Annotated in this window: 22 protein-coding genes and 1 pseudogene; 13 read left to right on the top strand and 10 right to left on the bottom strand. The window is 70.9% G+C overall.

The window, feature by feature from the left end:
* Positions 1 to 259: 259 nt before the first annotated feature.
* The 5 genes from MKW14_RS31935 to MKW14_RS31955 form a co-directional block, all read right to left on the bottom strand.
* Positions 260 to 889: a TetR/AcrR family transcriptional regulator gene (locus MKW14_RS31935; RefSeq protein ID WP_240868577.1), complete on the bottom strand. Its 630-nt coding sequence runs from the start codon at positions 887 to 889 to the stop codon at positions 260 to 262.
* On the bottom strand, positions 886 to 1,566 hold the full coding sequence (locus MKW14_RS31940) for a DUF4166 domain-containing protein (protein WP_240868580.1): 681 nt from the start codon (positions 1,564 to 1,566) through the stop codon (positions 886 to 888). The genes MKW14_RS31935 and MKW14_RS31940 overlap by 4 nt, the downstream gene beginning before the upstream one ends.
* Entirely contained in the window at positions 1,563 to 2,324 is a 762-nt protein-coding gene (locus MKW14_RS31945; RefSeq protein ID WP_240868585.1) for an SRPBCC family protein, read from the bottom strand. The genes MKW14_RS31940 and MKW14_RS31945 overlap by 4 nt, the downstream gene beginning before the upstream one ends.
* A gap of 142 nt (positions 2,325 to 2,466) precedes the next feature.
* Positions 2,467 to 2,760: an MTH1187 family thiamine-binding protein gene (locus tag MKW14_RS31950; RefSeq protein ID WP_240868586.1), complete on the bottom strand. Its 294-nt coding sequence runs from the start codon at positions 2,758 to 2,760 to the stop codon at positions 2,467 to 2,469.
* Entirely contained in the window at positions 2,757 to 3,101 is a 345-nt protein-coding gene (locus tag MKW14_RS31955) for a DUF3817 domain-containing protein (RefSeq protein ID WP_240868588.1), read from the bottom strand. Before MKW14_RS31955 ends, MKW14_RS31950 begins: the two co-directional genes overlap by 4 nt.
* 182 nt (positions 3,102 to 3,283) lie before the next feature.
* On the opposite strand from MKW14_RS31955, the gene MKW14_RS31960 reads away from it, so the two are divergent.
* The 4 genes from MKW14_RS31960 (at position 3,284) to MKW14_RS31975 (ending at position 5,937) form a co-directional block, all read left to right on the top strand.
* The gene (locus MKW14_RS31960; RefSeq protein WP_240868786.1) at positions 3,284 to 3,916 is read left to right on the top strand and encodes an AIM24 family protein; all 633 of its coding nucleotides are present in this window, start codon (positions 3,284 to 3,286) and stop codon (positions 3,914 to 3,916) included.
* 1 nt (position 3,917) lies between these two features.
* On the top strand, positions 3,918 to 4,568 hold the full coding sequence (locus MKW14_RS31965; protein ID WP_240868789.1) for an AIM24 family protein: 651 nt from the start codon (positions 3,918 to 3,920) through the stop codon (positions 4,566 to 4,568).
* A gap of 2 nt (positions 4,569 to 4,570) precedes the next feature.
* Positions 4,571 to 5,368, top strand: coding sequence for an AIM24 family protein (locus MKW14_RS31970; RefSeq protein WP_240868791.1), 798 nt, complete (start codon positions 4,571 to 4,573; stop codon positions 5,366 to 5,368).
* Positions 5,369 to 5,460: 92 nt separating this feature from the next.
* On the top strand, positions 5,461 to 5,937 hold the full coding sequence (locus MKW14_RS31975) for a MarR family winged helix-turn-helix transcriptional regulator (protein ID WP_240868589.1): 477 nt from the start codon (positions 5,461 to 5,463) through the stop codon (positions 5,935 to 5,937).
* 271 nt (positions 5,938 to 6,208) lie between these two features.
* Here MKW14_RS31975 and MKW14_RS31980 read toward each other — a convergent pair.
* From MKW14_RS31980 to MKW14_RS31990, 3 genes and pseudogenes are all read right to left on the bottom strand, one after another.
* Positions 6,209 to 6,483, bottom strand: a pseudogene (locus MKW14_RS31980) (MFS transporter); the annotation flags it as partial.
* Positions 6,484 to 6,594: 111 nt separating this feature from the next.
* Positions 6,595 to 7,551 (bottom strand): methylmalonyl Co-A mutase-associated GTPase MeaB, encoded by a 957-nt coding sequence (gene meaB, locus MKW14_RS31985; RefSeq protein WP_240868591.1) that lies wholly within the window; start codon positions 7,549 to 7,551, stop codon positions 6,595 to 6,597.
* A gap of 61 nt (positions 7,552 to 7,612) precedes the next feature.
* Positions 7,613 to 8,815 carry an acetyl-CoA C-acetyltransferase gene (locus MKW14_RS31990; RefSeq protein WP_240868594.1) on the bottom strand — a complete coding sequence of 401 codons (1,203 nt, stop codon included), beginning with the start codon at positions 8,813 to 8,815 and terminating at the stop codon, positions 7,613 to 7,615.
* A gap of 180 nt (positions 8,816 to 8,995) precedes the next feature.
* On the opposite strand from MKW14_RS31990, the gene mce reads away from it, so the two are divergent.
* From mce to MKW14_RS32025, 7 genes are all read left to right on the top strand, one after another.
* Positions 8,996 to 9,436: a methylmalonyl-CoA epimerase gene (gene mce / locus MKW14_RS31995; protein WP_058923120.1), complete on the top strand. Its 441-nt coding sequence runs from the start codon at positions 8,996 to 8,998 to the stop codon at positions 9,434 to 9,436.
* Between the two features lie 210 nt (positions 9,437 to 9,646).
* Positions 9,647 to 13,525, top strand: coding sequence for a polarized growth protein Scy (gene scy / locus MKW14_RS32000; RefSeq protein WP_240868597.1), 3,879 nt, complete (start codon positions 9,647 to 9,649; stop codon positions 13,523 to 13,525).
* A gap of 194 nt (positions 13,526 to 13,719) precedes the next feature.
* Positions 13,720 to 14,655, top strand: coding sequence for a coiled-coil domain-containing protein (locus MKW14_RS32005; RefSeq protein ID WP_133044698.1), 936 nt, complete (start codon positions 13,720 to 13,722; stop codon positions 14,653 to 14,655).
* A gap of 181 nt (positions 14,656 to 14,836) precedes the next feature.
* Positions 14,837 to 15,790, top strand: a complete 954-nt coding sequence (locus MKW14_RS32010) for an ABC transporter ATP-binding protein (protein ID WP_240868599.1) — start codon at positions 14,837 to 14,839, stop codon at positions 15,788 to 15,790.
* 2 nt (positions 15,791 to 15,792) lie between these two features.
* Positions 15,793 to 16,563, top strand: a complete 771-nt coding sequence (locus tag MKW14_RS32015) for an ABC transporter permease (protein ID WP_240868601.1) — start codon at positions 15,793 to 15,795, stop codon at positions 16,561 to 16,563.
* Positions 16,564 to 16,699: 136 nt separating this feature from the next.
* A complete protein-coding gene (locus tag MKW14_RS32020) occupies positions 16,700 to 18,034 on the top strand; it encodes an ABC transporter ATP-binding protein (protein ID WP_240868602.1) in 1,335 nt (444 codons plus the stop codon).
* Complete coding sequence (locus tag MKW14_RS32025; protein WP_240868604.1) at positions 18,031 to 18,906, top strand: ABC transporter permease; 876 nt, start codon at positions 18,031 to 18,033, stop codon at positions 18,904 to 18,906. The genes MKW14_RS32020 and MKW14_RS32025 overlap by 4 nt, the downstream gene beginning before the upstream one ends.
* A 36-nt stretch (positions 18,907 to 18,942) precedes the next feature.
* Here MKW14_RS32025 and MKW14_RS32030 read toward each other — a convergent pair whose 3' ends face one another.
* Complete coding sequence (locus MKW14_RS32030; protein ID WP_240868606.1) at positions 18,943 to 19,284, bottom strand: Rv1322 family protein; 342 nt, start codon at positions 19,282 to 19,284, stop codon at positions 18,943 to 18,945.
* A 222-nt stretch (positions 19,285 to 19,506) separates the two neighbouring features.
* Here MKW14_RS32030 and MKW14_RS32035 point away from each other — a divergent pair, with 222 nt between their 5' ends.
* On the top strand, positions 19,507 to 20,535 hold the full coding sequence (locus MKW14_RS32035; RefSeq protein WP_240868608.1) for an LLM class flavin-dependent oxidoreductase: 1,029 nt from the start codon (positions 19,507 to 19,509) through the stop codon (positions 20,533 to 20,535).
* Between the two features lie 88 nt (positions 20,536 to 20,623).
* On the opposite strand, the gene MKW14_RS32040 is transcribed toward MKW14_RS32035, so the two are convergent.
* On the bottom strand, positions 20,624 to 21,016 hold the full coding sequence (locus MKW14_RS32040; protein ID WP_208778005.1) for an SCO5389 family protein: 393 nt from the start codon (positions 21,014 to 21,016) through the stop codon (positions 20,624 to 20,626).
* Between the two features lie 256 nt (positions 21,017 to 21,272).
* Here MKW14_RS32040 and nucS point away from each other — a divergent pair, with 256 nt between their 5' ends.
* Complete coding sequence (gene nucS / locus MKW14_RS32045; RefSeq protein WP_133044690.1) at positions 21,273 to 21,944, top strand: endonuclease NucS; 672 nt, start codon at positions 21,273 to 21,275, stop codon at positions 21,942 to 21,944.
* Positions 21,945 to 22,010 lie beyond the last annotated feature (66 nt).

A 22,010-nucleotide genomic window follows, 5' to 3' on the forward strand; every position in this document is an offset into this window, starting at 1 on the left:
GGGGGGGGGGTTCGCGCCTGGGGTGGGGGGGGGGGGGGGGGCGGGGGCGGGGGGTGTCCGTCCTCGGTCGGGCGGTGCTCCCCGATGGGGGTGTGCTCGGTGTCTGACCCCCGACGCTGCGGGCGGGCACCCCCCGCCCCGTCCCCTTCTCGCCGTGGGCGGCTGCGGTGCGCCCCCCAGGGGCGCGGGGAACTGCGCGAGCGGCCGCGGCGGGCCGGCTGCCGCTCTACGGCAGGACCAGGCACCCCCGTCTGCGACCTCAGGTCCGTCGGCGTAGGTGGAGGCGGACCGCGCGTTGGGCGACCGGGCCCAGGTCTTCCAGCGCGGCGATGAGGGAGCCGAGGTGTTCCAGGGCGTCCAGGGCCGCGTGTGCGCCGGTTTCGTCCACGCCTTCGTACAGCTCGATGCCTACGAAGGATGCCGCCACGGCGCGGGCCAGGCCCCGGGGGTCGGTGAACTCGCCGAAGGGGGTCTGGGCCAGGACCCGGGTGAGGACCTTCTCTATTTCGTCGATCCAGAGGTGGAGGCCGGCCGCGGTGGCGGGGCCGAGCGTGGGGTGGGTCTGGGCGCCGGCCAGGAGTTGGCCGAGGAGGGCCACGTGGCCGTGGGCGCGTTCCTCCTCGTGCATCTGGCGTCCGACGGTGAGCAGTTCGGAGAGGGAGCCGACCTCGGCCAGGCGGGTGCGGTAGCGGGCCACTGTCTGTTCGGCGCCGTAGGTGCATGCCTGGGCGAGGAGTTCGTCGACCGAGCCGAAGTGGTAGAAGACGAGGGCCTGGTTGACTCCGGCCTCGGTCGCGATGGTGCGGGCCGATGTTTTGGCGATGCCCTGGTGGGTCAGGACGCGTAGGGCGCCTTCCAGGAGTTTGGTCTTGGTGGTTTCGGGGCTCATGCGCGGGACTCCTCGCGGAGGGGGCGCAGACCGGGGCGGACGCCGCAGGTGCGGATGTTCGTATACGTCGCCCGGAAGGAACCCTCGTAGCCGAAGAGGGGGCCGAAGTAGCGGTTGACCACGCGGACTTGGATGCGGAAGCGGCGGGTCGTGTCGTCGTACGACTCTCGGACCTCCGCTGTGGCACCGATCAGTTCGGGCACCCGTAGGTCCATGGGGCCCTCGCGGAAGCGGTGTTCGCCGGAGCGGATGAGGAGGGAGCCGTCGGGCTCGGCGTGGAAGTGGAGTTCGCTGGCCAGGTGCTGGTGGGTGCCGAGGTAGTCGAGGATGCGGTCACCCTTGGGGCTGAGCACCATCTGGGCGTCGAAGCGGCGGGGGCGGCCCGGCAGGTCGAAGGTGCGCACGAAGGTCACCGTCTCACGGCCGAAGGTGTCCGTGTACGGGACGTTCTCGATCGTGAAAGGGACGCTGCGGCCGGGGGTCGGGATCAGGATGTTGCGGGTGGCGCCGAGGGCGAGGAAGGGGCGGACGAAGGCTCCGCCGTGCCAGACGCGGTCCATCACTCCCCGGCCCGTGCAGGCCTCGCCGCTGGTCAGGCCGACGGAGAAACGGCGTTGGAGCTGGGGGTGGAGGCGGTCGAAGTCTGCGCCCATCACGGTGCGGAAGATCGAGGTCATCGCGGGTTCTCCAGGGTGCGCAGGACGCGGGGCGCCCGAATGCGGGTGGGCGGGGTGCGCAGGCAGCGGCGGGCAGCCGGGGTGCAGGGCAGGGGCGCCTTGAAGAGGGCCACGCAGACGGCGACGGTGAGGAGGAGCGGGCAGAGGTAGGCCAGTGACGCCGTGAAGGGGCCGAAGAGGGGGAGGGAGGCGGCGGGGGCGAGGGCTGTGCAGGCCGTTGTGATCACGAGGGCGCGGATCAGTAGTTCCGTCAGCCAGTTGGCCAGGGCTCGCTCCGGGGTGATGCCGCGTTCCAGCCACAGGCGCAGGCGGTCGAAGGACCAGGCCGTCGCCCAGCCCATCAGGGGGCGGAAGAGGAGGCGGTCGGCGGTGGTGCCCAGGCGGCCCCACCGCGGGCGGTAGTCGTAGCCCGTGAGGAAGCGGACGCCGTCGCCGTCGGGGACGTAGCGCCAGTAGCCGCTGCCCTCGGCGAGGAGGGAGAGGGGGTGCGGCGAGGAGAAGCGGAGGGCGGAGGTGCGGGTGCCGTCCGGGCGTTCGCGCTCGCCGGCCGAGACCCCGGTTCCGGCGACCGTGAGGAACGGCCCTATGCGCGTGGCGTACCGGAAGCGCTGCGGCTCACCCTCCTCACGGGGGAGGTGGGTGATCTCGGTGAAGCGGAGGTCCCAGCGCTGATGCTGGGCGGGGTCCTGTGTGCGGGTCCAGAGGTCGTCGAGGTCGGCGTGGATGCGTGCCTCTATGTAGAGCCCGGTGTGGCTCATGCAAATCCCCCAGGTCAGCCTGTCATTTGAGCGACTGCTCAAACTGCCTGGCAGGAAAGTACCAGCTGTTTGAGCGATCGCTCAACAGCGAGGGACAAGAAAACCCCGGCCCGCGCGGGCCGGGGTTCAGGACGCGGACGCGCTACTGGGCGAGGTGCCGCTCCACCGTCTCCACCTTGGAGGTGAGGCCGTCCGTCACGCCGGGGCGGATGTCCGCCTTGAGGACGAGGGAGACGCGCGGCGCTCTCGCCTCGACGGCGGCGACCGCGCGCTTGACGACGTCCATGACCTCGTCCCAGTCGCCTTCTATCGAGGTGAACATGGCGTCGGTGCGGTTCGGGAGGCCCGATTCGCGGACGATCCGGACGGCGTCGGCCACGTACTCGCCTACGTCCTCGCCCACGCCCAGCGGGGTCACGGAGAAGGCGACGATCACGCGTTCACGATCCCCTCGTTGCGGGCGCGGGAGGCGATCACCGCATCCTCGGCGGCCCGCTTCAGCTTGCGCTCGGCGAAGAAGCCGCCGGTCGGCAGGACCGAGAGGAGGAAGTAGAGCCCTGCAGTCTTCTTGTCCCACTTCGTGCGGTTCCAGGCGTCGGCCCAGAAGATCACGTACAGGATGAACAGGACGCCGTGGACCATGCCCATGACCGGCACCGCGTTGAAGTCCGTGGTCCGCTTCAGCACCGAGCAGACCAGCAGGAGCAGGAAGGACACGGCCTCGGGGGCCGAGACGAGCCGCAGGCGGCGGAGGGCGGTGGCGGTCTTGAGGTCCACGGGTCACCTTCGGTGGGAGACGGGCCGCTCTTTGTGAACGGAAGCACAAGCGTTGGCCCATTGTGACAAACGGTCGGACGGACGTGGGTCGGCGGGTCCCCCTAGGGGTGGCGTCAGGGACGCTCTCCACCCTTGGGATCTGTTCCGTCCACCCGCGCTGCCGCTACCTTCGCAGCGTGGCGATGTTTCGACTTCAGGGCAGCAAGGTGCTCGCCGTCGACATGACCGGGGACGCCGTGAAGGCGAAGAACGGCTCGATGGTCGCGTACGACGGGCAGATGGCCTTCAAGAAGCTGAGTGGTGGGGGTGAGGGCCTGCGGGGCATGGTGACGCGGCGGCTCACCGGTGAGCAGATGACGGTGATGGAGGTGCGGGGGCAGGGGACCTGCTGGTTCGCCGACCGGGCGTCCGAGATCAACCTCGTGCGGTTGCAAGGGGACAAGCTGTTCGTGGAGTCGAGCAATCTGCTCGCCACGGACGCGGGGCTGAGGACGGGCACGACCTTCACGGGGCTGCGTGGGGCCTCGCAGGGGAACGGGCTGTTCACGACCACCGTCGAGGGGCACGGGCAGGCGGCGATCATGTCGGACGGGCCGGCCGTGGTGCTGCGGGTGAGCGCGCAGTACCCGCTGATCGTCGACCCGGGCGCCTACATCGCGCACCAGGGGAACCTGCGGCAGTCCTTCCAGTCGGGTGTGACGTTCCGCACGTTCCTCGGGGAGGGCGGCGGAGAGGCCTTCCAGATCAGGTTCGAGGGGGACGGGCTGGTGTATGTGCAGCCGAGTGAGCGGAACACGATCGCGGGGGATGTGTGACGTGGCCTTCCGTGAGATCAACTCCAAGATGGTCGAGGCGACGGTCCTGCCCGGACAACGGTTGTTCAGTCAGCGGGGCGCCATGCTCGCCTACAAGGGGGATGTGTCCTTCACGCCCAACATCCAGGGTGGGCAGGGCGGGGTCATGTCGATGATCGGGCGGCGGATCGCCAATGAGGCCACACCCCTGATGAGCGTCGAGGGCAACGGCACGGTGATGTTCGGGCACGGGGGCCACCATGTGCAGGTCATCAACCTCACCGGCGACACGCTGTACGTGGAGGCGGACCGGCTGCTGGCCTTCGAGGGCACGCTCCGCCAGGGGACGATGTTCATGGGCTCACAGGGCGGGGTCATGGGGATGGTGCGGGGCCAGGTCACCGGCCAGGGGCTGTTCACGACCACCCTGCAGGGCGTCGGCTCGGTCGCGGTGATGGCCCACGGCGGCGTCTTCGAGGTGCCGATCACCCCGGGGCGTACCGTGCACGTCGACCCGCAGGCCTACGTCGCCCACCACGGCGACGTCCGCAACAAGCTGTCGACGGCCCTGGGCTGGCGCGACATGGTGGGCCGGGGCTCCGGCGAGGCCTTCCAGCTGGAGCTCAGCGGCAACGGCGTGGTCTACGTCCAGGCCTCGGAGGAGAAGCTGTGAGCATGTACGGGGCTCCGGGCGGCGGCCCGACGGTCTACGACCCGATGACACTGCCGGTCGACGACAACGTCAACAAGTACACCTTCTGCGTGGAGCTCAAGGGGAGCCAGTGGTTCCTGCAGAAGGGGAAGATGATCGCCTACTACGGGCAGATGGAGTTCAACGGCGTCGGGCACGGCCGGCTGGACCGGCTTGTCCGTACGTCCTTCCATTCGCCTTTGCACGCGAGCGACTGGGTCGTGGCCGATGGCTCGGGCAAGATGCTCCTCGCCGACCGGGCCTTCGACGTCAATTCCTACGACCTGGACGACGGCAATCTGACCATTCGCTCGGGCAACCTCCTCGCTTTTCAGCCAAGTCTCGCGCTCAAGCAGTCGATCGTCCCGGGCTTTCTCACGCTCATCGGAACCGGAAAGTTCGTGGCGGCGTCTAACGGTCCGGTGGTGTTCATGGAACCCCCGATCCGGGTGGACCCGCAGGCGCTCGTCGGGTGGGCCGACTGCCCGTCGCCGTGCCATCACTACGGCCACGGCTACATGACGGGCGTAATGGGCGGTCTACGTGCGATGACGGGCCTGGGCGGGGCCTCCGGGGAGGAGCACCAGTTCGAGTTCGTCGGGGCGGGCACGGTCCTGCTCCAGTCGTCCGAGACCCTGATGGCCGAGCAGGCCACGGGAGCGGTTCCGCACGAGCCGGGGGTACCCGGTGCCGGCGGGGGCTTCACGGGCCCGTCACAGCAGGCGGGGGCACCGCGCCTTCCCGGACAGCTGGGTGACCTTCAGCGTCGCTTCGGGCTGTGAGCGGTAGTCTGCGGAGTGTGACGTCGAACGTGTGCACGGCGCCACATTACCCTCACTAGTTCGCCTTTCAACTTTTTAGGTAGACTTCATTCATGGAGACCGAGACGGCCACACGCTGGCTGACCGATGCGGAGCAGTGCGCCTGGCGCACCCACCTGGAGGTCAACAGGCTGTTGACGTACCAGCTCGAGAGGGACCTTCAGCCCTTCGGACTGACGATGAACGACTACGAGATCCTGGTGAACCTGTCCGAGTCGGAGGACGTACGGATGCGGATGAGCGACCTCGCGTCCGCCACCCTCCAGTCCAAGAGCCGCCTCTCCCACCAGATCACCCGTATGGAGAACGCGAACCTGGTCCGGCGTGAGAACTGCGAGTCCGACCGGCGCGGCCTCTACGCGGTGCTGACCGAGCACGGCCTGGAGACGATGCAGAAGGTCTCGCCCCATCATGTGGCGTCCGTGCGGCGGCACTTCATCGACCTGCTGTCCCCCGAGGCCCTGTCGGAACTCGCCAAGGCCCTGAAACCCATCGCGGAACACCTGCGCGGGCAGCGCGGGCGCCCCTGACCGACGGGACGCACGGCAGGCGGGACCCGCGTGCGGGGTCCCGCCTGCCGTGCGTCTCGCGGAGCGTCACACGGCGGACGTGCTCTCCTCGGCGTCCCGCTGCGGCAGCATGCGGGGCGCGCTCGGCGGCCGCGCGCGGGGTTCCGCCCGTCGGCGTCTCGCGGAGCATCACACGGCGGACGTGCTCTCCTCGGCGTCCCGCTGCGGCAGCGTGCGGGGCGTGCCTCGCCGGGCCCGGGCGGCGCCCCTCGACGTGGCCAGGGCGGTCAGGAGCGCCGCGGGGGCCGTATCGGTCGATCAGGGCCGCCCTCGCGGGGGACAGGAAGACGCTGGTGCCGCTGAAGAGGGCCATGACGGTGCCGCCACCGCGTAGGACCCGGTGGCCCGGGTCACGGCGAGCATCACGGACAGGGGGACGACGCCGTACGACAGCCGGCCCAGCAGGGCGAAGGCGAAGGTGCGGCGGGCATGCGGGACGCGGAGGACGACGGCATACGACGACACGGGAGTTCCTCGACTCGACGAGGCGGAAAGGGGACGCCTGATCGCCGCGCGGACCGTGCGTCACGGTCGGCGCGGGCCCTATGCCAAGAGGAGGAGCACGCGGGCAACTCAACAGCGGGGGGCTGTGGTCGCCAGGGGATTTTCGAGCCCGGGTCAGCTCTGCGTCAGGCCCGCCACCAGCTCGTCCGCGGCGCGGTAGGGGTCCAGGTCGCCGCCGACGATCCGTTCCGCCAGCGCGCTGAGCCGGCGGTCGCCGTGCAGGTCGCCGATGCGTTCGCGGAGGGTGGTCACGGCGATGGTCTCCACCTCGCGGGCGGCGCGGGCCAGCCGGCGCTCGGCCAGCACACCCCGCTCCTCCATCCACGCGCGGTGCTTCTCCAGCGCCTCCACCACCTCGTCGACGCCCTCCGCGCGGGCGGCGACCGTCTTGACGATCGGCGGGCGCCAGTCGCCGGGCCCGCGGGACTCGCCGAGGCCCAGCATGTGGTTCAGTTCCCGGGCGGTGGCGTCGGCGCCGTCGCGGTCGGCCTTGTTGACGACGTACACGTCGCCGATCTCCAGGATCCCGGCCTTCGCCGCCTGGATGCCGTCGCCCATGCCGGGGGCCAGCAGCACCACCGACGTGTCCGCCTGGGAGGCGATCTCGACCTCCGACTGGCCCACGCCCACCGTCTCGACGAGGATCACGTCGCAGCCCGCCGCGTCCAGTACGCGGATCGCCTGCGGGGCGGCCCAGGCGAGGCCGCCGAGATGGCCACGGGTGGCCATGGAGCGGATGTAGACGCCGGGGTCGGAGGCGTGCTCCGACATCCGGACGCGGTCGCCGAGCAGGGCGCCGCCGGAGAACGGGGACGACGGGTCGACGGCCAGGACGCCGACCCGCCTGCCCTGCTTGCGGTACGCGGTGACGAGCGCGGACGTGGAGGTCGACTTGCCCACGCCGGGCGAGCCGGTCAGACCGACCACGTACGCGTTGCCCGTCAGCGGGGCCAGGGTCTCCATGACCTCCCGCAACTGCGGGGACGCCCCCTCCACCAGGGAGATCAGCCGGGCCACGGCACGCGGCCGGCCCTCCCTCGCCTGGGCGACGAGTGTGGAGACGTCCTGCATCACAGCTCCGTTCAGATCCGTTCAGAGAGGCACGTACGACAGACGCGTACGGAGGAGGGTCTCAGGCCTTGGGTACCCGGACGATCAGCGCGTCACCCTGACCGCCGCCGCCGCACAGCGCGGCCGCGCCGACACCGCCGCCCCGCCGCTTGAGCTCCAGGGCCAGGTGCAGGACGAGCCGGGCGCCGGACATGCCGATGGGGTGGCCCAGGGCGATCGCCCCGCCGTTGACGTTCACCTTTTCCGTGGACACGCCGAGGTCCTTCATTGACTGGACCGCGACAGCCGCGAAGGCCTCGTTGATCTCGATGAGGTCCAGGTCCCCGACCTCCAGGCCCTCCTTCTTCAGGGCGTGCAGGATCGCGTTGGACGGCTGGGACTGCAGGCTGTTGTCGGGGCCTGCGACGTTGCCGTGGGCGCCGATCTCGGCGATCCACTCGAGGCCCAGCTCCTGCGCCTTGGCCTTGCTCATCACGACCACGGCCGCCGCACCGTCGGAGATCTGCGAGGAGGTGCCGGCGGTGATCGTGCCGTCCTTGGCGAACGCCGGGCGCAGCTTGCCCAGGGACTCGGCCGTGGTGTCGGCGCGGATGCCCTCGTCCTTGCTGAAGACGACCGGCTCGCCCTTGCGCTGCGGGATCTCGACCGGGGTGATCTCGGCCTCGAAGACGCCGTTCTTCTGGGCGGCGGCGGCGCGCTGGTGGGACAGGGCGGCGATCTCGTCCTGCTCGGGCCGCTGGATGCCGAGGCGGGTGTTGTGCTTCTCGGTGGACTGGCCCATCGGGATGTTCTCCCAGGGGTCGGTCAGACCGTCGTACGCCATGGCGTCGAGCATCTCGATCGCGCCGTACTTGAAGCCCTCGCGGGACTTCGGCAGCAGGTGCGGGGCGTTGGTCATGGACTCCTGGCCGCCCGCGACGATCACGTCGAACTCGCCGGCGCGGATCAGCTGGTCGGCGAGCGCGATGGCGTCGAGGCCGGACAGACACACCTTGTTGACGGTGAGCGCCGGGACGTTCATCGGGATGCCCGCCTTCACGGCGGCCTGGCGTGCCGGGATCTGCCCCGCCCCGGCCTGGAGCACCTGGCCCATGATGACGTACTGCACCTGGTCGCCGCCGATCCCCGCACGGTCGAGGGCGGCCTTGATCGCGAAGCCGCCGAGGTCGGCTCCGGAGAAGGACTTCAGCGAGCCCAGCAAGCGCCCCATGGGCGTACGGGCGCCCGCGACGATCACCGAGGTCGTGCTGTTCGATCCAGACATGAGCTGCGATCCCCTTACCGGCTGCACTGCCGAGGAGTGAACGAGTTGGGGGGTCTGGGGGATCCCCCCAGATGAGGGTGTACTTCCAAGGTACTGAGTGGCACTCCGTGCCGTCATCGGGCCGTCGGTGTGATCGCGCGCACGTTGCGTAACCATCCGAAGAGCGCTGCACTGACAAACATGCTGACGCGAATCGACCACATCGGGATCGCCTGCTTCGACCTCGACAAGACCGTCGAGTTCTACCGGGCCACGTACGGCTTCGAGGTGTTCCACTCCGAGGTCAACGAGGAGCAGGGCGTCCGCGAGGCCATGCTCAAGATCAACGGTACCTCCGACGGCGGCGCCTCCTACCTGCAGCTTCTGGAGCCGACGCGGCCGGACTCGACCGTCGCGAAGTGGCTCGACAAGAACGGCGAGGGTGTCCACCACATCGCCTTCGGCACCGCGGACGTGGACGCCGACGCCGCCGACATCAAGGACAAGGGCGTGCGGGTGCTGTACGAAGAGCCGCGACGTGGCTCCATGGGGTCACGGATCACGTTTCTGCACCCCAAGGATTGCCATGGCGTACTGACAGAACTGGTCACTTCGGCGCCTGTTGAGTCACCTGAGCACTGACCCCCGTACATAAGGGCCGGTAGGGTTGGGGGCGGTCGCTCCCGAAGCGAGGGGTGGCCGCACGCCGGGGTCCGGGTTTCGGGGGGCGAGCGTCGGGGCAGCAGCCCATGCTCCGCCGTTGATCTGACACCATTCCCCGGGGGCCCCGTTCGGCGGAGGACGGAGCTCGTATGGGCAGACCTGCGACCAGGGGACGGATGGGACCGCGCAGTGCGGGGCTACGAACGCCAGGAGCGAGAGCCGGCGGCTGACGTCGACCACCTCTCTCGGTTCGAGGCCGAGATGGATCGGCTGAAGACCGAGCGGGAGAAGGCGATCCAGCACGCCGAGGACCTCGGCTACCAGGTCGAGGTGCTGCGCGCCAAGCTGCACGAGGCGCGCCGCACCATCATGTCCCGCCCCGACTTCGGCGGCGGCGACCTCGGCTACCAGGCCGAGCAGTTGCTGCGCAACGCCCAGATCCAGGCCGACCAGCTGCGCCAGGACGCCGAGCGCGAGCTGAGCCAGGCGAGGGCGCAGACCCAGCGCATCCTGCAGGAGCACGCCGAGCAGGCCGCGCGGCTGCAGGCGGAGTTGCACCAGGAGGCGGTCACCCGCCGTCAGCAGCTGGACCAGGAACTCGCGGAGCGCCGGCAGACCGTCGAGTCGCACGTCAACGAGAACGTGGCGTGGGCGGAACAGCTGCGCGCCCGTACGGAGTCCCAGGCGCGCCGGCTGCTGGAGGAGTCCCGTGCCGAGGCCGAGCAGGCGATGGCGGCCGCCCGCACGGAGGCCGAGCGGCTGACCCGGGAGGCCCGCGAGCGGCTGCAGACCGACGCCGAGGCGGCCCGCGCGGAGGCCGAGCAGATCCTGCGCCGGGCCCGCACGGACGCCGAGCGGCTGCTCAACGCCGCCTCCACGCAGGCCCAGGAGGCCACCGACCACGCCGAGCAGCTGCGTTCGTCGACCGCCACCGAGTCGGACAGCGCCCGCCGGCAGGCGCAGGAGCTGAGCCGGGGCGCCGAGCAGCGCATGCAGGAGGCCGAGGAGGCGCTGCGCAAGGCGCAGGCCGAGGCCGACAAGCTGGTCACCGAGGCCACCGCACAGGCCGAGAAGGCCCTGGCGAGCGCCGAGTCGGCCAACGAGCAGCGCACGCGCACGGCGAAGGAGCAGGTCGCCCGGCTGGTCAGCGAGGCCACCAAGGAGGCGGAGGCCACCAAGGCGGACGCCGAGCAGGCCGTCGCGGACGCCCGCGCCGAGGCCGAGCGGATCGTCGCCGAGGCCTCCGAGAAGGCCCGGACGATCACCGCCGAGGAGAGCGCGACCCAGCTGTCCAAGGCGGCCAAGACGGCCGAGGACGTCCTCAACAGGGCGCAGGAGGACGCGCGGAACACCACCAAGGCGGCGGCCGAGGAGGCCGAGCGGATCCGTTCCGAGGCCGAGGCCGAGGCGGACCGGCTGCGCGCCGAGGCGCACGACCTGGCCGAGCAGCTCAAGGGCGCCGCCAAGGACGACACCAAGGAGTACCGCGCCAAGACGGTCGAGCTGCAGGAGGAGGCCCGCCGGCTGCGCGGCGAGGCCGAGCAGCTGCGCGCCGACGCGGTCGCGGAGGGCGAGAAGATCCGCGCGGAGGCCCGCAAGGAGGCCGTGGCGCAGATCGAGGAGGCGGCCAAGACCGCCGAGGAGCTGCTGTCGAAGGCCCGGCAGGACGCGGACGAGCTGCGCCAGAAGGCCACCACGGACAGCGAGAAGGTCCGTACGGAGGCCATCGAGCGGGCGACCACGCTGCGCCGGCAGGCCGAGGAGACCCTGCAGCGCACCCGCCAGGAGGCCGAGCGGCACCGCGAGGAGGTCGTCGAGCAGGCCGAGGGCATCAAGGCCGACGCCGAGCGGGCCGCGCTGGAGCTGCGCGAGGAGACCGAGCGGGCGATAGAGGCCCGCCGGGCGGAGGCCGCCGACGAGCTGACGCGGCTGCACACGGAGGCCGAGGAGCGCCTCGCCGCCGCCGAGCAGGCGCTGACCGACGCGCGGGAGGAGGCCTCCCGGATCCGCCGTGAGGCCGTCGAGGAGACGGAGCGGCTGCGCGCCGACGCCGCCGAGCGCATCCGTACGCTGCAGCAGCAGGCGGAGGCGGAGGCCGAACGCCTGCGCGACGAGGCCGCGTCGGACGCGTCCGCCTCGCGTGCCGAGGGCGAGGCCATCGCCGTACGGCTGCGTTCGGAGGCGGCGGCCGAGGCGGAGCGGCTGAAGTCGGAGGCGCAGGACGCCGCGGACCGGATGCGGGCCGAGGCGCTGGCCGCGGCCGAGCGGCTGGGCGCGGAGGCCTCGGAGACGCTGGCCGCCGCGCAGGAGGAGGCCAACCGGCGCCGGCGCGAGGCCGAGGACACCCTCGGGGCCGCGCGGGCCGAGGCCGACCAGGAGCGTGAGCGGGCCCGCGAACAGAGCGAGGAACTGCTGGCCTCCGCCCGCAACCGGGTCGAGGAGGCGCAGGCCGAGGCGGTCCGGCTGGTCGAGGAGGCCGACCGGCGCGCGAACGAGATGGTGTCGGCGGCCGAGCAGCACGCCCAGCAGGTACGGGACTCGGTGGCCGGGCTGCACGAGCAGGCCCAGGAGGAGATCACCGGGCTGCGCAGCGCCGCCGAGCACGTGGCCGACCGCACCCGGCGCGAAGCGCAGGAGGAGGCGGACCGGGTCCGCGCCGACGCGTACGCCGAGCGGGAGCGGGCCAGCGAGGACGCGAGCCGCGTCCGGCGCGAGGCGGCCGAGGAGACGGACGCCGCGAAGGCGCTGGCCGAGCGGACCGTCGGCGAGGCGATCGCGGAGGCGGAGCGGCTGCGCTCGGAGACGGCGGAGCACGCCCAGCGGGTGCGTACGGAGGCTTCCGACGCCCTCGCCGAGGCCGAGCAGGCGGCCGCGCGCACCCGGGCGGACGCCCGTGAGGACGCCAACCGCATCCGCTCGGACGCGGCGACGCAGGCCGACGCCCTGATCACCGAGGCCCGCAACGAGGCGGAGCGGCTCACCACGGAGACGGTCCGGGACACCGACCGGCTGCGCAATGACACGGTCGCGGAGGCCGAGCGGGTGCGGGCCGAGGCGGTCGCCGCGGCGGAGAACCTGCTCGCGGAGGCCACCGGGGACGCGGAGCGGCTGCGCGCCGAGGCCGCGGAGACGGTCGGGGCGGCCCAGCAGCACGCGGAGCGGATCCGCAGCGAGTCCGAGCGGGTCAGGTCCGAGGCGGCGGCGGAGGCCGAACGGCTCGTCAACTCCGCGCGCGAGGAGGCCGAGCGGACGCTCGACGAGGTGCGCAGGGAGGCCAACAAGCGGCGCCAGGACGTGGCCGAGCAGGTCGACACGCTCATCACGGAGACCACGGCCGAGGCGGACAAGCTGCTGACGGAGGCGCAGCAGCAGGCCCACAAGACCACCGCCGACGCGGAGGCGCAGGCCGACTCGATGGTGGGCGCGGCCCGCACGGAGGCCGACCGGCTGGTCTCCGAGGCGACGGTCGAGGGCAACTCGCTGGTGGAGCAGGCCCGTACGGACGCGGACGAGCTGCTCGTCGGCGCGCGCCGGGACGCCACCCAGATCCGTGAGCGCGCGGAGGAGCTGCGCGACCGCATCACGGGTGAGATCGAGGCGCTGCACACGCGGGCCCGCCGCGAGGCCGCAGAGACGATGAAGTCGACCGGCGACCGCTGCGACGCGCTCATCAAGGCCGCCGAGGAGCAACTGGCCAAGGCGCAGGCGAAGGCCAAGGAGCTGGTCTCGGAGGCCAACTCCGAGGCGGGCAAGGTCCGTATCGCCGCGGTGAAGAAGGCCGAGGGCCTGCTGAAGGAGGCCGAGCAGAAGAAGGCGGCGCTCATCCGGGAGGCCGAGGAGCTGAAGGCCGAGGCGATCCGCGAGGCCAAGGCCACGGTCGAGGAGGGCAAGCGCGAGCTGGAGATCCTGGTGCGCCGGCGCGAGGACATCAACGCGGAGATCTCCCGGGTCCAGGACGTGCTGGAGGCGTTGGAGTCCTTCGAGGCCCCCGCCGGGGGCAAGGACGGTGGCGTCAAGGCGGGCGCGGTGGTCGGCGGACCTCGTTCGGGTAAGCCGTCGGACGGCTAGTCGGACAGCTGATCGACGGGTCAATTCGTGTGCGGTCTGGGGCCTTTGACCAAGTTTTTGGCAAGCCGTCCCAAGGTTAGCCACTCAAAAGGGGTGTCATTCTCCAGATCAAACACGTATCCGCTCGATGACACACCGCTTCGGCCCCTAGGATTCCCCCTATCACCTCACCGGTCTCATTTGACAGGAACCCCATGAGCGACACTTCCCCCTACGGCTTCGAGCTTGTGCGGCGTGGGTACGACCGCGCTCAGGTGGACGAACGCATCTCCAAGCTCGTCTCCGACCGTGACAGCGCTCTCGCCCGCATCACCGCTCTGGAAAAGCGCATCGAGGAGCTCCACCTCGAGACGCAGAACGCCCAGGCCCAGGTAAGCGACGCCGAGCCGTCGTACGCCGGTCTCGGCGCGCGTGTCGAGAAGATCCTGCGCCTCGCCGAGGAAGAGGCCAAGGATCTGCGCGAGGAGGCCCGGCGCGCTGCCGAGCAGCACCGCGAGCTCGCCGAGTCGGCGGCCCAGCAGGTCCGCAACGACGCGGAATCGTTCGCGGCGGAGCGCAAGGCCAAGGCCGAGGACGAAGGCGTCCGGATCGTCGAGAAGGCCAAGAGTGACGCCTCGCAGCTGCGTTCCGAGGCGCAGAAGGACGCGCAGTCCAAGCGTGAGGAGGCGGACGCCCTCTTCGAGGAGACCCGCGCCAAGGCCGCGCAGGCCGCCGCCGACTTCGAGACGAACCTGGCCAAGCGCCGGGAGCAGTCCGAGCGCGACCTGGCCTCGCGTCAGCAGAAGGCCGAGAAGCGTCTCGCGGAGATCGAGCACCGCGCCGAGCAGCTGCGCCTGGAGGCCGAGAAGCTGCGCACCGACGCCGAGCGCCGCGCCCGCCAGACGGTGGAGACCGCCCAGCGCCAGGCCGAGGACATCGTGGCCGACGCCAACGCCAAGGCCGACCGGATCCGTTCGGAATCCGAGCGTGAGCTGGCCGCGCTGACCAACCGCCGCGACAGCATCAACGCCCAGCTGACGAACGTCCGCGAGATGCTCGCGACGCTGACCGGTGCGGCCGTGGCCGCCGCCGGTTCGCCGGCCGAGGACGAGCCGATCTCCCGCGGAGTCCCGGCCCAGCAGTCCCGCTGACCAGCAGCACCCGCAGAGGCCCGTACCGTCTCCCCCGGAGGTACGGGCCTCTGGCATGCCGGGGCCAGGGCACGCCGACCCGGTCGACGAGTACGTGCGCCCGGATGTTGTTGCCTGCGTCGTCGCCCTCTGTTTGCCCGTCCGGGTGGCAGTGGCCCAACCGGCGTCCTAACGTGGCCGCATGATCGAGCTCGAGGGGCTGACCAAGCGGTACGGCGAGAAAGTGGCGGTCGACAACCTCACCTTCACCGTCAGACCCGGCATCGTGACCGGGTTCCTCGGGCCCAACGGCGCCGGCAAGTCGACGACGATGCGGATGATGCTGGGGCTCGACCGGCCGACCGCCGGCGACGTGCGGATCGACGGCAAGCACTACGACCGCCTCAAGGACCCGCTGACCTACATCGGCGCCCTGCTGGACGCCAAGGCCATGCACGGCGGCCGCAGCGCCTACAACCACCTGCTCTGCCTCGCCCAGAGCAACGGCATCCCGAAGAGCCGGGTGGCCGAAGTGCTGGACACCGTCGGTCTCACCGCGGTCGCGAAGAAGAAGGCCAAGGGGTTCTCGCTGGGCATGGGCCAGCGGCTCGGCATCGCGGGCGCGCTGCTGGGCGATCCACGGATCCTGATGTTCGACGAGCCGGTCAACGGGCTCGACCCCGAGGGCATCCACTGGATCCGCAACCTGATGAAATCCCTCGCGGGGCAGGGGCGCACGGTCTTCGTGTCGAGCCATCTGATGAGCGAGATGGCGCTGACCGCCGACCACCTCGTGGTCATCGGGCAGGGGCGGCTGCTCGCCGACACGTCCATGGCCGACTTCATCGAGCGCAACTCGCGGTCGTACGTCCGCGTCCGCACCCCGCAGCGCGAGCGGTTGCTGGACGTCCTGCACCAGGCGGGGGTGACGGTCGTCGAGTCCGGAGGGGCGCTGGAGGTGGACGGCGGCAAGGCCGAGTACATCGGCGAGCTGGCCGCGCAACACCAGATCGTGCTGCACGAGCTGAGCCCCCAGCAGGCCTCCCTGGAGGAGGCGTTCATGCAGCTGACCGCCGAGTCGGTCGAGTACCACGCACACACCGACACGCCCGTCGAGCAGCCCCGGCCGTGGGGCGAGGGCTGGAACAGGAGCTGAGCATGGCCGCGATCCAGGTCGTACGGTCCGAGTGGACCAAGATCCGCTCGGTGGCCTCGACCGTGTGGACGCTCTCCCTCGCGGTGGTCGTCACCGTCGCCCTCGGCATGCTGATCTCGGCGCTGTCGAAGAACGAGTTCGACAACATGAGCGCGAAGGACCGGCTCTCCTTCGACCCGACCTTCATCAGCTTCGCCGGCATGACCCTCGGTCAGCTCGCGATGATCGTGTTCGGGGTGCTGGTCGTCTCCAACGAGTACAGCACCGGCATGATCCGCACCTCGCTGGCCGCGGTACCGCAGCGCGGCGCCTTCCTGTTCAGCAAGATCGCGGTGGCGACCGGGCTCGCGCTGGCCGTCGGCATGGTCACCAGCTTCGTCGCGTTCTTCCTCGGCCAGGCGATGCTCGGCCCGCACCGGACCTCGATCGGCGACCCGCACGTGCTGCGCGCGGTGATCGGCGGCGGGATCTACATGACCCTCATCGCGGTGTTCTCGATGGGCGTCGCGGCGATGCTGCGCTCGCCGATGCTGTCCCTCGGCATCCTGATGCCGTTCTTCTTCCTGATCTCCAACATCCTGGGGAACGTGTCGGCGACCAAGAAGGTCGGCCGGTACCTGCCCGACCAGGCGGGCAGCAAGATCATGCAGGTGGTGCCGAGGATCGACGACGACACGCCGTACGGGCCCTGGGGCGGGCTCGGGATCATGGCGCTGTGGGTGGTGGCCGCGCTCGCCGGCGGGTACGTCCTGCTGAAGCGGCGGGACGCCTGACCGGGACCGTTCGCGGGCCGGCTCGGCGGCCGGTCTTTTACTTCCTCTTGAGCGGAACCGTCAGCGCCTCGATATCCTCCTAACCCTTACGGGGGCGTGTGCCCCGCTGTCCTGAACCTTTCGATGGGTGCGGAGCATGATCGAGGCTGTCGGCCTGACCAAGCGGTACGGCGACAAGACCGCTGTGTACAACCTTTCGTTCCAGGTGCGGCCCGGGGCCGTCACCGGCTTCCTGGGGCCCAACGGCTCCGGCAAGTCGACGACGATGCGGATGATCCTCGGGCTGGACAACCCCACGGCGGGGCAGGTGACGATCGGCGGCTACCCGTACCCCAAGCTGCCGAACGCCCCCCGTCAGGTGGGCGCGCTGCTGGACGCCAAGGCCGTGCACGGCGGCCGCTCGGCCCGCAACCACCTGCTGTGCCTCGCCCAGCTGTCCGGCATCCCGGCCCGCCGGGTCGACGAGGTGCTCGGCGTGGTCGGCCTGCAGGACGTGGCGAAGCGGCGGTCCAAGGGCTTCTCGCTCGGCATGGGGCAGCGGCTCGGCATCGCCGCCGCGCTGCTCGGCGACCCGCAGGTGCTGCTCTTCGACGAGCCGGTCAACGGCCTCGACCCCGAGGGCATCCTGTGGGTGCGCAACCTGATGAAGGCGCTCGCGGCGGAGGGCCGTACGGTCTTCGTCTCCTCGCACCTGATGAGCGAGATGGCGCTGACCGCCGACCACCTCATCGTCATCGGGCGCGGGCAGCTGCTCGCCGACATGAGCGTGAAGGACTTCATCTCCGCGAACTCCGCCGACTTCGCGCGGGTGCGGACGCCGGACACCGAGCCGCAGCTGCGCGAGAAGCTGACGTCCGCGCTGACCGAGGCGGGCGGGCACGTGCTGCCGGAGCAGGACGGCGCGCTCAGGATCACGGGACTGCCGCTCCCCCGCATCAGCGACATCGCGCACGACGCCGACGTACGGCTGTGGGAACTGTCCCCGCATCAGGCCTCGCTGGAGGAGGCGTACATGCGGATGACGCAGGGCGCGGTCGACTACCGCTCGACCATCGACCAGAAGGAGGGCCTGATGCAGCCCCTCCCGCCCGGCGCCCGGCCCCCGGTCCCGGTCCCCGGCCAGGGCCAGCCCGGCTGGTACGCCCCACCGCCGCCCGGACACGGCGGGCAGCCCTTCGCGATGCCGGGCCCATACGGCGGCCCGGGACAGCCTCCTGCGGGCCCGTACGGCGCCCCGGGCGCCCCGACAGCCGGCCCGCCCAACCCGTACGCCCAGCCGTCGCCTCAGCCGTCCCAGGCGCCACAGCAGGGCCCGACCGCCGCCTCCACGGCTCCGGCACCACCACAGCCGCCCGCCCAGCCGACGGACGCCGCGCAGCCGTCCGTGCCGCAGGACGCCGCCCCGGCCCCCGCCCCGGCCGCCCCGTCCCCCGCTCCCGCCGACCTGACCAAGCCCGAGGACGCACGATGAGCACCCCGCAGCCCCCGATGCCGCAGGCCGCCGCACCCGACTGGCAGGGTGCCGTGGCCGGTTCGCCGTACGGCGGTTACACCTCGCCGATCCCCGTCGTGCGCACGCATCTCGGGCACGCGATCGCCTCGGAGTGGACGAAAATCAGGTCGGTGCGCTCCACGATGTGGACGCTCGGCGTGTTCCTCGTACTGGTCGTCGGGATCGGCCTGCTGGTCGCCGCGCTGGTCGAGGCCAACGCCTCCGAGGGCAGCCTGGCCAGCGACAACCCGCTGTCCTTCGGCGTGTTCGGCCTGCTGCTCGGCAGCATCTGCATCATCACGCTCGGCGTGCTGACCACCGCCTCCGAGTACGGCACCGGAATGATCCGGACGACGATGACGGCCTGCCCCTCCCGCAGCCGGGTGCTCGCGGCGAAGGCCATCGTGTTCTTCGCCGTCGCCTTCTCGGTGACCTTCGTGTCCGTGCTGCTCGTCGCCCTCGCGGACGTCTCCATCCTCAGCGGGGCCAAGTCCCCCTCCACCCAGGAGTGGCTGAAGGGCACGCTCGGCATCTCGCTGTACGTCGCGCTGCTCGGCCTGCTCTCGCTCGTCCTCGGCTCCGTCATCCGGCACTCGGCGGGCGCCATCACCATCATGATCGGCCTCGTGCTGGCCCCGCTGGTGCTCGCCCTGTTCATGTTCTCGGAGTCCCTGAGCGGACTGCGCGACGCCCTGTTCAACTACTCGATCCCGAGCCAGATGAGCGTCTTCTACACCACGTCCCTCACCAACGACGGCCCCACCGGCTGGGACCCGCTGTGGATCGCCCTGGGCGTGACCGCGGCCGCCTTCGCCGGCGCGGTGTGGCTGCTGCGGCAGCGCGACGTGTAGTCCGGCGCACGAGCCCCTGGCCCGGACCTTCGGCCTTCAGAACTTCGGCGCGTTACGGGACCGCCGCACCCGCGTGGTGCGGCGGTCCTTCGCGTTCCAGCAGGCCTTGTGCCAGTGCCGCCGGTCGTCGACGCCCGCGTGCTCCGGCCAGGCCACCACGTGCGGGACGCCGGAGGCGATGAGCTGGTCGCAGCCCGGGCAGCGGTACGTCTTGCCCTGCGCGCTCGCGCCCGCCACATGGCGCACGCTCCACTCCTCGCCCTGCCAGCTCTCCGTCGACTGCCAGCCGCCGTAACGACCCGGGCGGTCGTCCTCGGCGCTCCGGCCGGAGGAGGACGCCGGATCAGCGCCCTTGGGTCGGTTGCGACGCGGGGACACGGAACACCTCACGGGGCTATACAGGAAGCAGGGGCCGACTCCAGCCTACGGGGCCGGGACAGGGGTAGGCGTAGGGGACCAACCCCCGCAAGTCCCCACTGCGGCCACCCATTCTGCAGACAATCCGCAAATCTCTTCGCCAGGCCGTGTCCTCGGCACGTGTCGGACGGTTATGCCGGGTGGGGGAGCTCCGCGTCGGAGCCAAGGAAGCAGGAAAAGGCAATGCACGTAGGAACGTTCGTGTTGGCGGCCCAGTTCCCGGGCCAGGGTCACGGGGAGGCGCTGCACCGCGCGATCCGCTCGGCCGAGGTCGCCGAGGAGGCCGGTCTGGACTCGGTCTGGCTGGCCGAGCACCACTTCGTGCCGTACGGGACCTGCCCGTCGGCGATCACCCTGGCGGCTCTGCTGCTGGGCCGCACCAGCCGGCTCCGGGTCGGCACGGCGGTCAGCGTGCTGCCCACCGCCCACCCGGTGGCGCTCGGCGAGCAGGCCGCACTGCTGCACATCGCCTCCGGCGGCCGCTTCTCGCTGGGTGTGGGACGCGGCGGCCCGTGGGTCGACCTGGAGGTCTTCGGTTCCGGCCTCGCGGCGTACGAGAAGGGGTTCCCGGAATCACTCGATCTGCTGGTGCGCTGGCTGCGGGAACCCTCGGTCGGGGCCGCCGGGGAGCGCTTCGGCTTCCGTGAGGTGGCCGTGGTGCCGAGGCCGTCGGAGTCGCTGTCGGACGAGCCGGGCCCCGAGGTGGTCGTCGCCTGCACCTCACCGGCGAGTGTGCGGCTGGCGGCCGAGCGCGGACTGCCGATGCTGCTCGGGATGCACGTGGGCGACGAGGAGAAGGCCGAGATGGTCGCGCTGTGGCGGCAGTCGGCGCGCGCTGCCGGGCATGCGCCGGAGCGGGTCCTGGCCGCGCCCCATGTCTCGGCCGGCGTCTGCCAGATCGCGGACCGGCGCACGGACGCGGTGGAGGCGCTGACGAAGGCGATGCCGGGCTGGCTGCGACAGGGACTGGAGGCCCATGTCACGGTGGACGGGCGGGCCCGGCAGATGCGCGACCCGCTGGCCTACACCGAACTGCTCTGCGGACTGCACCCGGTGGGCACCGCGCGACTGTGCGTCGACCGGCTCGCGGCGACCAGTGAGCGGACCGGCATCTCCCGCTTCGCCCTGCTGGTCGAGGGCTCCGGCGATCTGGCGGCCACCGAGGAGAACGTACGGCGGCTGGGCGCCGAGGTCCTGCCCCACCTCGGCTGATCTCGAACTGTGCTGTCCTGCGCGGAGCTTGCCGCCCCAGTACTGATGCACCTCCCGCGTATGGAGCGGCAAGCCTGCGCCGTACCGCTCAGCAGTCCCGGAACTCCGGGGACTGGTTGAGCAACTGACTGCGCACCGAGGTGAAGCGGGCCAGCGTCTCGTCGACGGACGAGTCCAACGGGAACACCGCCACCCGGTGGCAGTTCTGGAAGGCCAGCCGCACACCGAAGTGCCGCTGCAGGGCGCCGCGTATCGCGTCACTCGCGAGCGCACGCAGCAGCTGACCGCGTGCCTGCTCGTCCGGCGGGGGCGTCTGGTTGTCGGCGAACTGGCCACCGTCCACCTTCAGCTGGGCCACCAGGGAGCTGATCATCTCCCATGCGTAGGGCAGGGAGGTCCGGACGCAGTCGACGAAAGCTGCTTCGTCGACCTCGCCTCGCTCGGCCTGTTCGAGTAGGGCCGGTGAGACGTCGAGCGACATGGGTTCTCCTCTCGCACCCCCGTGATGGACGGGGGTTGCCGGACAGATAAGGGAGTCCGCGACTTCGAACACGCGCTGTATACGCATCGCGACCTCCCGTTCACTACGGTATGCAACGGACGGTGACGGCACCAGCAGAATGCGTACATGCGGCGGTCTCTTTAGGCACACAACCGGCCATAAATGAACAGGGGTTGACCCGGTACTTCCGGGGCGAATCGCGCGCACAGGCACCCGTCGAGTAGCGTTGCCGACCATGCGTCTCGTCATTGCCCGATGCTCCGTCGACTACGCGGGCCGGCTCACCGCCCATCTCCCCTCGGCGCCCCGCCTGATCCTGGTGAAGGCGGACGGCAGCGTCTCGATCCACGCGGACGACCGTGCCTACAAGCCCCTGAACTGGATGTCTCCGCCGTGCACGCTGAAGGAGGGCAGCGGCGAGGAGGAAGGCGTGTGGACCGTCGTCAACAAGGCCGGCGAGAAGCTGATCATCACGATGGAGGAGATCCTCCACGACTCCTCGCACGAACTGGGCGTGGATCCCGGCCTGATCAAGGACGGCGTGGAAGCACACCTTCAGGAACTGCTCGCCGACCGCATCGAGACCCTGGGCGACGGCTACACCCTCATCCGCCGCGAGTACATGACGGCCATCGGGCCCGTCGACATCCTGTGCCGGGACTCCGAGGGTCAGACCGTCGCCGTCGAGATCAAGCGGCGCGGTGAGATCGACGGCGTGGAGCAGCTCACGCGCTACCTCGAGCTGCTGAACCGCGACCCCCATCTCGCCCCGGTCCGCGGCATCTTCGCGGCCCAGGAGATCAAGCCCCAGGCCCGCGTCCTCGCGACGGACCGCGGCATCGGCTGCGCGGTCCTGGACTACGACGCCCTGCGGGGCATCGAGGACGACAAGCTGCGGCTGTTCTGAGTCCGAGGGTTCCTGTACGACCGAGGGGGCCGGGTTCGTCCGTACGAACCCGGCCCTCTCGGTGTG

Source organism: Streptomyces gilvus, from assembly GCF_022513565.1.
Classification (GTDB): Bacteria; Actinomycetota; Actinomycetes; order Streptomycetales; family Streptomycetaceae; genus Streptomyces; species Streptomyces gilvus.